The 13,953-nt window shown below is 42.3% G+C and carries 9 protein-coding genes and 1 pseudogene; all 10 read right to left on the bottom strand.

The window, feature by feature from the left end:
* Position 1: 1 nt before the first annotated feature.
* The 10 genes and pseudogenes from ACJJJA_RS15135 to ahpC all read right to left on the bottom strand — a co-directional run bounded on the left by ACJJJA_RS15135 (position 2) and on the right by ahpC (position 13,791).
* Complete coding sequence (locus ACJJJA_RS15135) at positions 2–1,087, bottom strand: sensor histidine kinase (RefSeq protein WP_444905191.1); 1,086 nt, start codon at positions 1,085–1,087, stop codon at positions 2–4.
* Between the two features lie 65 nt (positions 1,088–1,152).
* On the bottom strand, positions 1,153–2,580 hold the full coding sequence (locus tag ACJJJA_RS15130; RefSeq protein ID WP_444905190.1) for an alpha/beta hydrolase family protein: 1,428 nt from the start codon (positions 2,578–2,580) through the stop codon (positions 1,153–1,155).
* A gap of 453 nt (positions 2,581–3,033) precedes the next feature.
* Positions 3,034–4,464 carry an alpha/beta hydrolase family protein gene (locus ACJJJA_RS15125; RefSeq protein WP_444905189.1) on the bottom strand — a complete coding sequence of 477 codons (1,431 nt, stop codon included), beginning with the start codon at positions 4,462–4,464 and terminating at the stop codon, positions 3,034–3,036.
* A gap of 319 nt (positions 4,465–4,783) precedes the next feature.
* Positions 4,784–5,314 carry a MaoC/PaaZ C-terminal domain-containing protein gene (locus ACJJJA_RS15120; RefSeq protein WP_252082173.1) on the bottom strand — a complete coding sequence of 177 codons (531 nt, stop codon included), beginning with the start codon at positions 5,312–5,314 and terminating at the stop codon, positions 4,784–4,786.
* Positions 5,315–5,336: 22 nt separating this feature from the next.
* Complete coding sequence (locus ACJJJA_RS15115; protein ID WP_444886594.1) at positions 5,337–6,185, bottom strand: HpcH/HpaI aldolase/citrate lyase family protein; 849 nt, start codon at positions 6,183–6,185, stop codon at positions 5,337–5,339.
* Between the two features lie 8 nt (positions 6,186–6,193).
* Positions 6,194–7,507 (bottom strand): acetyl-CoA hydrolase/transferase family protein, encoded by a 1,314-nt coding sequence (locus ACJJJA_RS15110; protein WP_444905187.1) that lies wholly within the window; start codon positions 7,505–7,507, stop codon positions 6,194–6,196.
* A 1,265-nt stretch (positions 7,508–8,772) separates the two neighbouring features.
* Positions 8,773–10,293, bottom strand: a complete 1,521-nt coding sequence (locus ACJJJA_RS15105) for a lytic polysaccharide monooxygenase (protein ID WP_444905186.1) — start codon at positions 10,291–10,293, stop codon at positions 8,773–8,775.
* A gap of 652 nt (positions 10,294–10,945) precedes the next feature.
* Positions 10,946–11,164: pseudogene (locus ACJJJA_RS15100) on the bottom strand (acetyl-CoA hydrolase/transferase C-terminal domain-containing protein); the annotation flags it as partial.
* A 432-nt stretch (positions 11,165–11,596) separates the two neighbouring features.
* Positions 11,597–13,147 carry an alkyl hydroperoxide reductase subunit F gene (gene ahpF, locus ACJJJA_RS15095; protein WP_444905185.1) on the bottom strand — a complete coding sequence of 517 codons (1,551 nt, stop codon included), beginning with the start codon at positions 13,145–13,147 and terminating at the stop codon, positions 11,597–11,599.
* A 77-nt stretch (positions 13,148–13,224) separates the two neighbouring features.
* Positions 13,225–13,791, bottom strand: coding sequence for an alkyl hydroperoxide reductase subunit C (gene ahpC, locus ACJJJA_RS15090; protein WP_444905184.1), 567 nt, complete (start codon positions 13,789–13,791; stop codon positions 13,225–13,227).
* Between the last annotated feature and the right edge of the window lie 162 nt (positions 13,792–13,953).

Raw genomic sequence — 13,953 nt, 5'->3', positions numbered from 1 at the left:
CTTATACCACTAATTGTAAGGGAGAGGAGGGAATATGGCACTGAGCAACTACCTGGGAGCCCTGCTGTTCAATTCCAAAATATGTCTTGTCTCCATATTGTATGGTTAACCTTTTTTGTATATTGATTAACCCCAGGCCGGTATTACCACTCTCTTTGGTTGACTCTCTGATGAGAGTACCTGGATTTATCACAGTGATTACCATATGATTGTCTTCTTTGGTGATTTTAACCACTAGTTCACCGCCTTGTTTACATTTTTCTATTCCATGGCGAACGGCATTCTCGGCAAGCAGCTGGATTAGGAGTGGAGGTATCCGCTCTCCCATTAAATCTTCGTTAACTTCCAATATGAAAGACAATCGATCTTCATATTGTATTTTCAAAAGTTCGATATACTGACAAACGATTTCCAATTCATCTCTTAATGGTACAGTTTTATGCTTATGGGCCATTAACGTATAACGTAAAAGGTCAGACAAGTTCGTCAACATATCCCTGGATTTAGCTGTGTCTTCAAGGATTAGTCCTCGAATATTATTGAGCCCATTGAATAGAAAGTGAGGATTTAACTGCCCCATTAGAGCGCTCATTTTTACTTCGTTCAGTTGTAATTTAAGTTGTGTTGCATCATGTTCAGTTTTTCGCAGTCGCTCTTTATTTTCTACTGTAACGTATATGAAAGTCCAGGTGAGCATAAGAAAAATAAAGAAGAGCCAATTGTCTAGAACAGTTTCCCAAAATGAGCGTGGAACTTCATGTCCCACAAATAAGTAATAATAAAATACAAGGCTAGTAGCAATATAGGTGCCAATAGCTCCAATGAATATGCTCGCTAAAAGAGAATGTGCCCATTGCTGGCGCCAACTTTTTTCAAAAAGTTCATATCTATATAAGACTTCCCGAATGACCAAAGTGGAAAGCCCAGCTGTAAGTGCTAGAGCTGTAATGTGTATTACAATTTTATCAATGTGATTCTGAGATAGTAGCCCTAAAGAGAAAACATTAACTAAAGAAAATATCAACCAGCCACCAAAATGGTAGGCCAAAAATTTTGCCGATGGCCTAGGGGATTTCAAAAGATTCATAGTTTAAACATCTAAGTAAGATGGCTCCTAAATCAGGAGCCATGTCTTGACATTCTTATCAAGTTTCAAAAGCGTTCATTCAGCCACGAGGATATTACTTCGAGAGCAATAGGTGAAAAGCTCTCCTCTAGTTCGGCATACTCTGAAAATGAGCCCTTATTGGCTATTTGAAAAAGGTGGTTCATTTTATTCAGCTCGATAGTTTTAAAGTCTTTATGTCCAGCGCTGCTCAATATTGATTGTATATTACTTAGGTTCATTTTTGCATCAACTTGGTAGTCAAGTGAGCCATTAAGAGCCAGAAGTGGTGACTTTGTTTGTTTCAAATAAGGTTCAGGATTGAACTTAACAAAATAACGGAACCAAGGAGTAGTATACTGCTTCTTTAGTTGTTCAACCTGAGCATCCAACTCCTCTTCCTGAGCGCCTTCGAGCTTCACGCTTTCATAAAGCAGCTCATGAATCTCATCATTAAGACTTTCATTCATTCCGAGTTGAGCAATATTCTCAAAAATCTCCTTATCCAACTGGCTAAGTCTTTGCATATTTTGTTCAGGTAAGTTATTGAACTTACGATTTCGTTGCCACTGATCGACCAGTAGTTCAGGTATTTTAACCCCTGGTCCAGCGAGTAAGATGGTAAATCCAATATCACTTCGACTACTGGCAACCATGGGAGCTATCATACCGCCTTCGCTGTGTCCAATTAATCCAACTTTACCCTTTGGGAGATCTTTACGACTGTTTAAATAATCTACAGCTGCGTTAGCGTCACTGGCGAAATCCTTGCTGGTTGCTGCTTGAAAATCACCACTTGAGCCGCCAATACCGCGGTCGTCATAGCGAAATACTGCATATCCTTGCCGTGTCAAATGATCGGCGATTACCGCAAATGGCTTATGGCCAAACAGGGTTTCATCCCGGTCTTGAGGCCCAGAACCACTGATAAGAACAGCAGTTGCTTTGATATTAGACTTTGGTTTAGTCAGTGTTCCCGAAATGATATTGCCTGTCGCAGCATTCTTAAAGCTTACTTCCTCTATAGCATACGGAAATGGGCCCTTTGGTGTTTGGGGTCGATTGCTAGTCCTGTTCTTTGCATCTTCAGATGCCCGGCTAAAGTTCAGAGGGGATGTCACTTCCTGGCTGATAAACCCAAATACAAGATCAACTGCTGCACTGTAAGTGCCTTTGTAGTTAATCTGTAAGTCTTCTACTTCGAAAGTGATACTGCTGTCCCGGATTTCCAGCATAGATATTTCTACTCCCTTAGCCCCAAGGGAAGGGCTATCTAAGGAGCCTTTCCACATACCGTTATCTTCTTCCAGGTGAATGACTACAGGTATATTCTTTTCACCATTAATCTGGGCTACGGACCTCCAATCCCCCTCTAAACCTGAAGCCATTACATTGGTTGATATTAAGCCAGTTGTGAGGATTACTGTTTTCAAGTGCCACTTGGCTTCTGCAAAGAGTGTTTTGATAGGCTGCATTTGTACTCTTCCTGTACCTACTTGTTTAATGGTTGATATTCTACCTGTCGATTAGCCTGGTGTTATAAATTTAGTAGGAGTGGCTTCCTGAGGGGATGAATGGTAGGGAGGGGCGATGAGCGGTCTAGGATTACTCTGAATAGGAAATTCAAACAGATATCTTGCTCATAAAGTGGTTGACCACAGACTTGAGACTAGGGTGCAAAGTATTCTAGTTTTGCTGTGATCGATCTCTCTATAAGGGAATTAGTCGGCCGATAGATCTTTGAGGGTTTACTAATTATCAGCTCCAGTATGGGGCGTTTATTATCAATATCTATAAGGTTTTCCCAATAGATTTTAATCTTTAGGTTAATTTAAGTATACCCACTCGATTTAATTTTTTTTTAAATAGCATTTCGTTTGAATGTAATAAAATGGCTCCCAAATTGGAGCCATAAATTCAAGTCAAATCTAGATTTTGAATCGTTCGTTTAACCATTCAGAAATTACATGTAATGCTTTTGGCGAAAAGCTTTCTTTTATTTCAGCATACTCAGTACTTGAACCTTTGTTAGCTATTTGAAAAAGATGATTCATTCTGTCAAGTTCAATGACCGTAAAATCTTTATGTCCGGTTCTATTTAACACTGATTGTATATTACCTAAATTCATTTTTGCATCAACTTGAAAGTCTAAAGAACCATTAAGAGCCAATAGCGGAGCTTTTATTTGTTCTAAATAGAATTCTGGATTGAACTTTAAGTAATCACGAAATATCAAAAGAGAGTACTCTTTCTTTACCTCTTCAAATTGGGTATTTATGTCTTCTTCGGGCACCCCCTCAAGCCTGATGCTGGAATAAATAAGATCCTGAATGGCATCATTAAGCGGTTCATTTAATTCAAGATTACCAATTTTCTCTAGGATTTCCTTATCTAACTCTTTGAGTTTGCTTAATATTTCTTCGGATAAACCATTAAATTTACGACCACGGTACCACTGATCAGCAAGCATAGTTGGTATTTTAACTGCAGGCCCAGCAAGTAAAATGGCAAATGCAATATCATCACGCCTACTGGCAACCATAGGAGCTATCATACCGCCTTCACTGTGGCCAATTAAGCCAGTTTTACCCTGAGGTAGGTCGCTACGGCTGTTCAAATAGTCAACAGCTGCACTGGTGTCACTTGCGAAGTCTTTTGTAGTTGCTGTTTGATAGCTGCCACTAGATCCACCAACGCCTCGGTCATCGTAGCGTAATACTGCATATCCTTGCCGGGTTAGGTGATCGGCTATTACGGCAAAAGGTTTATGTCCAAAAAGAGATTCATCTCTATCTTGGGGACCACTACCACTGATAAGAACAGCCGTTGCTTTAATTCTGGATGCTGGCTTGGTTAAAGTTCCCGAAATTAGATTGCTTGTCTCTTTATTTTTAAAATTGACATCTTCAATAATATATGGAGTAGATTTTTTTTGTGTTTGTGAATGATTGCTAGAACCATCAATATGGTCATTTATTCTGCTAAAAAATGTAAGAGATGATGCGCCTTTCTTAATGTTTGCACCAGCGATTAGGTCTACCTGATTAATGTAACTTCCCTCGTATTTGATATCTAGGGATTTTACTTCGAAAGCAATTCTATTATCTATAACTTCCAGCCTCGTAATGTCTAATTTCATTTCCTCTAAAGATGGGCTACTTAATACGCCAGTCCATTCACCGCTATTCTCCTCTAGTTGAATCACTATTGGTATGATCTTCTCATCATTTGTTTTAAGCATCGATCTCCAGTCGCCTTCAATGTCAGTGGCCATAGCATTGGAAGTCAATAAAGCGGCTAGGATTAATGACTTTAATCGCCACTTGGTAACTCTAAATTTCGTTTTGATCGTTTGCACCAGTAATTATTCCATAGGGTTAGTTGAATGGCTGGCATTCTAGATGTTGATTAACTTTGTGCAGTTAATTTAGTAGGGGAGGTTTTATATAATGGATGAGCGGTAAAGAAAGATGATGAATGGCTAGGTCCTGCGCAAAAGTAAACAGGTTCTATCGTGCCAGTTACTTTGGGTAATGTCCTTTCAGCTTGTTTTTGTTCGCTAGGCGAAAGATGGTTCTGTGTAGACGGTCAGTTTTAGCAGTTGAGCATACAGCATAAGTAGCTCAAAAGGACCACTCTTACTGTCAATCGCTCTAAAAGTCAGGGGAATCTCGGAGTTATTCTGAGGCTTCGTCAATGTTATAGTTTGGTGAGTGTCCTTTCTTATACACTAATACTGTTCTCATAAAGCGCATAAATAGTTCGCCATCTTGCTTGAAGCCACGAGTCTCAACCGTCACTATTCCCTGAGTGGGGCGGGAATGTGATTCTCGTTTAGATAGGATCTCACTCTCTGCGTAGATGGTGTCCCCCTCAAAAACAGGTTTCAGTAGCTGTACCTTATCCCACTCTAAATTGGCTACTACCTTCTTGCTGATAGTGTTTACTGTCATACCAGTTATAATCGCCAGGGTTAAAGTACTATCCACTAGCGGTAACTGCCACTCGGTTTTTTGTGCATAGTGGGCGTCAAAGTGTAACTGTGCCGTATTCATTGTTAATAGTGTCATCCAGGTATTGTCTGTTCGAGTTAATGTCCTACCTGGACGATGTTCAATGATCATACCTTCTGTGAAGTCTTCGAAGTAAAATCCAAAGTCTTCCCGGTAGCGATTATCGTTAATTTTTTTATATGGCTGGAATTGCATGACCACCACTTCCCTTTAAGTTTTAGCTAAGTTTATTGAATATAGAGATAACTTGCTTTGCTTTGGAGTAAACCGGTACATCAATCATCTCCCCTTGGTATTGACAGGCTTTACCCTTTGAATTGTTATAGATTTCTACTATTTTCTCTGCTTTTTCGTATTGTTCTTGAGTAGGCTTAAAAGAGGACTTGATAGCAGAAATTTGTTTGGGGTGAATGGCGGCCTTGCCATTGAATCCCATCCCCTTAACGATATTTAGTTCTTTATTTAGTCCATCTTCATTATTGAAATCAAAATAGGGGGAGTCAAAGCAGGCCAGATTGTTTGCCGCTGAAGCTTCCACGATTTTACTACGTGCAGAGCTTAGGGCGTTTATTGAGTTGTCACAATTGAGGTCGCTGGCATAGTCTGCGGCACCAAACATTAAGGCCTGCAGTTTTTTGGGGCTGTCCTTAACAATATTGTGGATATTCATTGTTCCACAGGCAGTTTCGATTAAAGCAATAATGGCTATGTCTGTATAAGTTTGAGCGAGGAGTTTACCAAGTTGTTGGATATCATTAGGAGACTCTGTCTTTGGGTAAAGTACAGCGTCGATTTGTAACTTGGTTGTAGTAATGGCAAGTATGTCTTTTAGTCCTTCATTGCTCGTTAGGTGGTTGATTCGAATAATGTTGGCAGTATTGTCGCTTTGGATCTTGGAACAGTAGTGAATAGCATTGTCTCTGGCTAATTGCTTATCACTAGCAGGTACACTGTCTTCGAGATCAATAATAATTGCGCTGGCTTCTACCTCTGTTGCTTTCTGAAAAAGATTAGGCTTATTACCTGGCGTAAAAAGCAGTGCAGGATGAATGTATAGGTTGATCATAAGGTTGGTTAGATAAAGTTGTGTTCTTTAGCCTGCTTTATCAGGTTGTCTCTAAAGTCTGGGTGTGCAATGTTAATTAGGGCATGTGTGCGTTCTGTGGTTGACTTACCCATAAGCTGGCAGCAACCGTACTCAGTAACGACATAGTCAACATCCAGTCTAGAGTCTGTTGTGATTGTATTTAGGCGCGGTACAACCCGGGAAATTTTCCCTCCCTGTGCCGTAGAACTACTCGCCAATATGGTTTTACCATTTCTTGAGTAATATACGCCTCTGATAAAATCCAATTGTCCACCCACCCCAGAGAATTGATGATCGATAAATTCTGCATTTACTTGCCCATTGAAATCGATCTCAATAAAGGAATTGACTGAGATCATGTTGTCAATTTGAGCAATAGTTTGTGGTTCATTCACGTAGGAGACTGGAAGGCAGGCCATTGAAGGGTTGTTATCAATAAAGTCATAGAGTGTCCTATCCCCTATGGCAAAGGTGAACACATTGAGGTGGGTGTTTAGTTTTTTGCGTGAATTATTAACCGCACCAGATTTGATTAGGTCTATCATTCCGGAGGTGATGACCTCTGTATGTATCCCTAGATCCTTCTTGTTTCTCAGCTGCTCGCACACGGCATTGGGAACACCTCCAATCCCCATTTGAATTGTGGCTCCATCGGGTATTAGCGGTGCAATATAATCGCTAATTTTCTTATCCAGTTCAGAGGTTTCTCTTTGCGGTTCTTCAATTAATGGAGTGTCGTTTTCTATAATTGCATCTACCTCACTAATGTGAAGTAAAGTGCCCCCAGAAGTTCTCGGCATGTTTTTGTTGACTTCAACGATGAGTTGGTCTGCATGTCTGGATAACTCAATCGCATAATCTCCACTAGTACCAAAATTGAAATATCCATATTTATCCATTGGGGATACAGTTACGAGGAAAGCATCTAGATTCACTTGCCTTTTTATAATTTCCGGGTATCGACTAAAAGAAATGGGAACATAATTGATATACTTCTTTCCTTTGGCGAAGCCTTTCTTTGCAAGCTTGACCTCGTCTTTGGTAAGCATGGATGAGAAGGGTCTGACGCGATCTAGCAAGTCCTCCTGAAAGATTGTTTTCATCGCGACACCGCCACAACGCATGTAATAAACCATGAGTTTTTTTATGTCGCCTGTCCGAACTCGGTTTTCTAAAGCTTTAAGTAAAGCTGGCGGGGTTGCTACGCGCATACCCATGGAGATGATACTCTCGCTGGGGATAGAGGCTACGGCATTATCGGCTGTGGTTAGCTTTCTGTGGTATTCATCGTCGTGATTCATAGTGGGCTAAATTTCCGGTGCCTTAGGTGGGTTCTTGCCGTGTTTTTGGTGGATTTCTTGTCTTCCGTGAGCCTTGACTTTTATGTGTAGGGTTTGAAATATTTTTAATAAAGTAGATTTCGTAAGGTTTAAATTATACTTTTGACCTGTTGGGGAAGATGAATATTCTGCAGGTTTACCTTGCCTTGCTACGAATCTATGCCATTGTTCCAGGGCATTATAGGTGACATTTAGAGGGCTAAGATCGATAAAGTGATATGTTGGGGTTGTTTCGCGACTATTTTTCTAGCAACTGTTTCAAAGCTTCATTAAATTAATTGATTTGCAGGCAATATAGAAAAATGCTCTTTAAGTAGATGCATAGCGATTCTACCTAACGACGGCAGTTTCCTTGTCATGTTAAAGTTTGCTCAAACTTAAGATGTTGCACATACTTTCTAAACCTTCTGCCATTTTTTTTCGAAGGTGTCTTTCTATTCCTGCGGTGAGGGGAAATAAGGCCAATTTTACGGCGGGCAGGCTGTATCGTAGCGGATTCCCAATCCGGAGCTTTGTTGTACGAACAGGCGTCATTTCTTTGTTTTCTATCTTGCCCCTGAATGCAAAATCCACAAGAGATCTTCAAAATAAACAGAGTTATCAACGAGGTTGGGACTACCTTTGTCACGTTTTAGTTGGGGGAAGACATGGCTCAAGAAATTCCACTGTGTGTCTGTTAATTCTGACTTAATTCTACTCACACCTGCTGTTCTTATCATTCTATTCGATCATAAGAATAACTGATTTCAATTTATGAAAAAGTTTCTAATATTATTTGATTTCTCGCTAGAGAGTTGACTCTCTCCGTGAAATAAATATTGGCAATGTCAATTAAATTCACGGGTAATGAATTGTGATGTTTTACTTTGATTGTGTTTGTGCATGGGATCGTGAATAGATTCAACAATCATGTATTTATGTGATGTGGAATAGAAGTTTGATCAGGTTTGTGTGAGCGGCCGAATATAATCTAGAAAAATGTTGGTTTACTTTGGTGATTATGGTTTTGGCGGTGGTTAGAAATTCAGTTTATAAATTGTAGCGATGTAAAGCGACCGTGAAATATCATAAACCAGATTTGATAGGGTTTTAGGCGGGCTGTATAGAGAATTCCGTCAGGGTCTCTGCAGGTTCAATCGATTTTTTTTAATTTCTTGGTGTGTAAAAAACGGAGGCTTATTGCCATAAACCCCCGAAGCCTGTGAGATAAATTATTGATTGGTTACTTAGCGCCAAACACCCCATTGCCCGGTTGTGCCTGGCTCTTCACCCCTGGTCCACCATCCGGCAGTCCATGTTTTACCGTTATGGCTTACCGTGTCCCCAGCAGTGTAGATTTGGTTACTGTCCCAGGTTTGAATAGTGGGATCTGTGGGATCTGTGGGATCTGTGGGATCTGTGGGATCTGTGGGATCTGTGGGATCTGTGGGTGTCGAGGGTTCAACGACAAAGGAGTAGACCTCGTCATCATTGGCAGAACTACTACTTACGGTTAACTTGAAACTCAACTCGTGTCGGGCATTGGTTAAACTTGAAGTGTCAATAACCAATGCACCACTCGGCCCGGCTGCTGTTTCCACTGGGCTGCCACTCACTTGTGACCACTGGGTATCAGTGATGTTTCCTGTGCTTTCTCCTGTAGAGAGCACCAGTAATTCACCGTGCTCGACCTTGGCTATGTCGAGAGGCTTTAACACCTTGGGCGTAATAGACGCAATCAGTTCACTGCCATTACTTGTGATGCTGAACTGGCCTGAAGCGCGTGCATCTTTAGAGTTAAAATAGTTGCCATGCAAGTCGCCTTGGAAATACATGTAATGGTTCATTTCCTCATGCCAGCGACCGATAAAGACATTTCCATTGTGATTGGATTGATACCAGCCAGTAACTTGAGATGCCAGCAGTCTATCCCAATCATTTTTATTGTCCTCAGTAATTGCTAATGAAAACGATGAGTGTTCCTCACCATTTTTATTGAAGACCGTATAATTGACAGTATCCCCTACAGCTACTGAATCGATATTAATACCCTGCGGGATAAAGGTGTTGCCTTGAATAAGGTATGGCTCTGTTGTACCCGGATCAGGTTCGGTAGGCGGTTGAACATCACCATTTACAATGGTGATATCACTACAGTTGTAGAAACCTTCACCCGCTGCATCTACTCGTTGCCAGCGTACAAATAAAATCGCATTGCCTACCCTGTCTTGAGGGATCGTAACATTCATTCGGTATTGGCTATTCACAACTGGCACATCGCCCACTTCCTGAATAAGCTCCAAGTCATCCCAGGCGAGAGGCTTTGAAAGGTCAGCGTTGGGTTTGGTTAGATAAAACTGCCAAAAAGAGGGGTTGTGCGGTGCGGTTGCATTGAATACGTATTCAAAAGTTCCAGCGTTAACTTCAACTCGGCTCCAAGTGTCTGTAGCTGCACCCATGCCCTTTTTTTGTGGGTCATTGGCATAGCAGAGTGTTCCATCTGGAATGGCTGCTTTTACGGCCGTAAAATTATTGTAGTCAGTAATGTTGATGGAAAATTCATTGTGTTGCTGAAATGGATAAGACCCGGAGATGGTTTTTGCTAATGCACAGCCAGGATTTGGGGGAGTTCCAGACCAGACATTCCCTTGGTCATAGCATATCTTTTGCCTCGCCTTTGGGTATTCAGACCAGCCGTGAGCTTGAACCTGCAAGCTGAAAGGCATCAGTAGTAATGTGGCAATGGCACATTTTGTTCTTAGTAGCATGGATTTACTCCTGGTATCTCTATTTTTGTGAGTCCGTTAACTTCGTGAATAAGAGTGCTTCACGGTGGTTGAATTTTTGTAATAAAAATCTGTTTGTAGAGTGTTTCTTTAGATGATGTCGAAAAATCTAGGTGACACTCTAAATTTAAAATCCAGTGTGAACTGTGACGAAGGTTGAGTTTTTTATTACTTAAAAAATGTAAAAAAATTTCGAATTAATATTTGTGTTTGTTCAGTTGCATCACTCAAACAGACATTCGGTTTGGATGTGGGTTCCCGTTGGTAGGGTAAAATCTAACTTCTTGGTTTCTCTTTCCGGATAAATTGTCGGTGACCAGATTTGCCATTTTGGTCTAGATATGTCTTTTTTGATCCCGATATCTCAGTTAAATAAAGTCAAAATACGATGTTAAGGGTAAAACTTCTGGTTTTTTTCTCTTTAGCGGATTTATATGTGGCTTCGTGAACATCTGGTTTTAGTGACCGGGATGGATAAAAAAGCTGGATAGTCTGTATGGTCATTTCTTTTTATTGCAAACATCGTGGCTCAATGACCACAGGGCCACACTGTGACGATTTTGGCATAACACGCTTTCAGTTTGCTTGAGGGGCTTCAGGTAAATTACTTGGAGTTAAAGGCATTGTGGGAATTTTATTTAGGGCACTTATTTGGTGGTTTATTTGAAGTTGTGTTCTCTGCCCACTTGAACAGGCCCTCTCTAAAGCTTAGGTGAGCAATGTTGGTCAGTGCGTGTGTGTGGTCAGTCGTGGGTTTTCCCATTGATTGACAGTAGCCATATTCTGTAACAATGTAGTCAACATCAAGTCTCGAGTCTGTTGAGAGTGTATTTAATCGAGGCTCAATTTTTGAGACGCTTCCTTTTTAAATGGTAGAGCCACTTGCTAATATAGTTTTATAAAATCCATCTGACCATCAACACCTGGAATTGATGATCAATAAATTTGACGTTAACCAGCCCATTGAAATCGATCCCAATAAAGGGGCCAACCGAGATCAAGTTGTCAATTTTTCATTCTGGAATAGTAAAGCAGTCTGTTTGTTGGAATGCCTCAAATTGCTTGTATGTATACCGATTTGTACGTATCCATGAGGAAGTTGCTGATGTCACTATGAGCTTGTAAACCATTCAATAGGCAGTAGGCTATTTGTTTTACGAAAAGGTAAGTAAAACGAGATTGTTATTGAACTTGGCAGGAAAGCCCTTATAGCGGCTTGGCGTGGATAAAAAGAACGCGAAGATTGAGTGGCCGGTCAATGACCGGCCGTATGATATTCCTGTCTTTATTCCACAGAAGACCGAATTAAGTAGTCAAACGCTCCCAGTGCCGCTGTGGCCCCTGCTCCCATTGAGATCACAATTTGTTTGTAGGGGGCAGTAGTGGCATCGCCGGCAGCGTAGACGCCTGGAATGGAAGTTGCGCCGCGCTCATCGATTTGAATTTCACCCATACGATTCATTACGACATCACTCTCTTTGAGGAATTCTGTATTTGGCACTAGTCCGATTTGCACAAAGACTCCTGCAAGGTCGAGCTTTTTACTCTCTCCCGATTTGCGATCGGTGTAGGCAAGGCCATTGACTTTGTTACCATCCCCCAATACTTCGGTAGTTTGTGCATTGAGGATAATATCGATGTTGTCCATTTGTTGTGTCTTGCGCACCAGTACTTCATCGGCACGCAGTGAGTCAGCGAACTCCAGTACGGTGACATGTTCGACAATTCCAGCAAGATCAATAGCCGCTTCAATACCAGAGTTACCGCCGCCAATAACCGCTACGTGCTTACCTTTAAAGAAGGGCCCATCACAATGGGGGCAGTAGGCAACGCCTTTGGTACGGTATTCCGCTTCGCCAGGTACACCAAGCTCTCTCCATCTTGCACCAGTGGCCAGCACCACAGAGCGACTGGATAGGGTGGCACCGCTCTTTAGTTCTATATCTACCAGTTCATTGCGCTGTAAATTTGCCGCACGTTGGTCAGTAATAATATCTACACCGTATTCTTTAACGTGCTGTTCCAGGCTGGCTGCTAGCTTCGGGCCTTCTGTATAAGGTACGGAGATAAAGTTCTCGATACCTACAGTATCCATCACCTGGCCGCCGAAACGTTCAGCTACTAACCCGGTGCGAATACCTTTACGCGCAGCGTAGATGGCAGCTGCTGCGCCGGCAGGTCCACCACCAATGACTAGTAGGTCGTAAGGAGCCTTGTCATTCAGTTTTTCAGCTTTGCGTTTTGCGGTACCTGTATCCAGTTTGCCAATAATCTCCTCAAGGGACATTCTGCCTTGGCCAAAGTGTTCGCCGTTTAAGTAGACCGCAGGTACCGCCATTACATTGCGTTGCTCTACTTCCTGCTGGAACAACCCTCCATCGATCATCTCGTGGGTAATGTTCGGGTTGAGGGTGGCCATCAGGTTCAGTGCCTGTACGACATCCGGGCAATTTTGGCAGGAGAGAGAAATATAGGTTTCAAAGTGAAATTTACCTTCCAGATTACGTACTTGCTCCAGTAGCTGCGGGTCTGCCTTGGATGGGTGGCCACCCGCTTGCAGGAGTGCCAGAACCAATGAGGTGAATTCGTGGCCCAGGGGAATACCGGCAAAGCTTACACGGGGTTCCTCTCCAGCAGGGGCGATAGCCATGCTTGGTGTGCGCTTAGCCTGGCCCTGCTGTGCAGTAATTTTTTTGGAGAGCCCGGAGATTTGATCTACCAGGGCTTCCAGCTCTTTCGATTTTTCGCTGTTATCTGTGGACACACGAATCTCGATCGGTTTGACGATATTCTGCAGGTAAGTGTCCAGTTGTTTTTTCAGGTTTGCGTCCAACATCGGTGTGTCCTTTCTCTAACTAATTCAGGCTTGGTTGTGGCCCACCATCTAGATGGGCCGGGTCAGAGGCATTGGGTTTATATCTTGCCTACCAGATCGAGGGAGGGCGCTAAGGTTTCTTCACCTTCCTTCCACTTAGCAGGGCAGACTTCTCCAGGGTGAGCGGCGATGTACTGGGCCGCTTTGATCTTGCGTAACAGCTCACTGGCATCGCGGCCTATTCCGCCGGCTGTGATCTCCACAATCTGGATACGACCTTCCGGATCGATGACAAAGGTGCCGCGATCGGCAATGCCCTCTTCTTCGATCATCACTCCGAAATTACGAGTGACTGTGCCAGTAGGGTCGCCAATCATGGGGTATTGAATTTTACCGATGGTGTCGGAAGAGTCGTGCCAGGCCTTGTGGGTGAAGTGTGTATCGGTAGATACGGAGTAGATCTCCACACCCAACTTTTTGAACTCTTCGTAGTTGTCCGCCAGATCACCCAGCTCGGTGGGGCAAACAAAGGTGAAGTCTGCGGGATAGAAGAAGAACACCGCCCACTTGCCCTTTACGTCGGCGTCGCTCATATCGAAGAAGTCGCCATTCTGATAGGCCTTGGCGTTAAAGGGCTTTAGTTGGGATTCGATGTAACGTGACATGGATAACTCCTTATTCATCACTTTCTATTCAGTCTTTGTCTTTGGAACGGCATTGATACTATCGATTCATGGCTTTTAATAAAAATTATCAATATAAATGCTTCTAATAAATTTTCCCAATCGATCATTGGTTTTTAGGGGAGGGGAAGGCGCCAGTTGGTT

This window comes from Microbulbifer mixtoriginis (SeqCode), assembly GCF_052466865.1.
This window is presented reverse-complemented; position numbering and strand designations above follow the sequence as displayed.

Bases quoted from the DNA above. Each gene is read 5' to 3' on its own strand.
- ACJJJA_RS15135 (WP_444905191.1), bottom strand. From the start codon at position 1,087: ATGAATCTTTTGAAATCCCCTAGGCCATCGGCAAAATTTTTGGCCTAC.
- ACJJJA_RS15130 (WP_444905190.1), bottom strand. From the start codon at position 2,580: ATGCAGCCTATCAAAACACTCTTTGCAGAAGCCAAGTGGCACTTGAAA.
- ACJJJA_RS15120 (WP_252082173.1), bottom strand. From the start codon at position 5,314: ATGCAATTCCAGCCATATAAAAAAATTAACGATAATCGCTACCGGGAA.
- ACJJJA_RS15115 (WP_444886594.1), bottom strand. From the start codon at position 6,185: ATGATCAACCTATACATTCATCCTGCACTGCTTTTTACGCCAGGTAAT.
- ACJJJA_RS15110 (WP_444905187.1), bottom strand. From the start codon at position 7,507: ATGAATCACGACGATGAATACCACAGAAAGCTAACCACAGCCGATAAT.
- ACJJJA_RS15105 (WP_444905186.1), bottom strand. From the start codon at position 10,293: ATGCTACTAAGAACAAAATGTGCCATTGCCACATTACTACTGATGCCT.
- ahpF (WP_444905185.1), bottom strand. From the start codon at position 13,147: ATGTTGGACGCAAACCTGAAAAAACAACTGGACACTTACCTGCAGAAT.
- ahpC (WP_444905184.1), bottom strand. From the start codon at position 13,791: ATGTCACGTTACATCGAATCCCAACTAAAGCCCTTTAACGCCAAGGCC.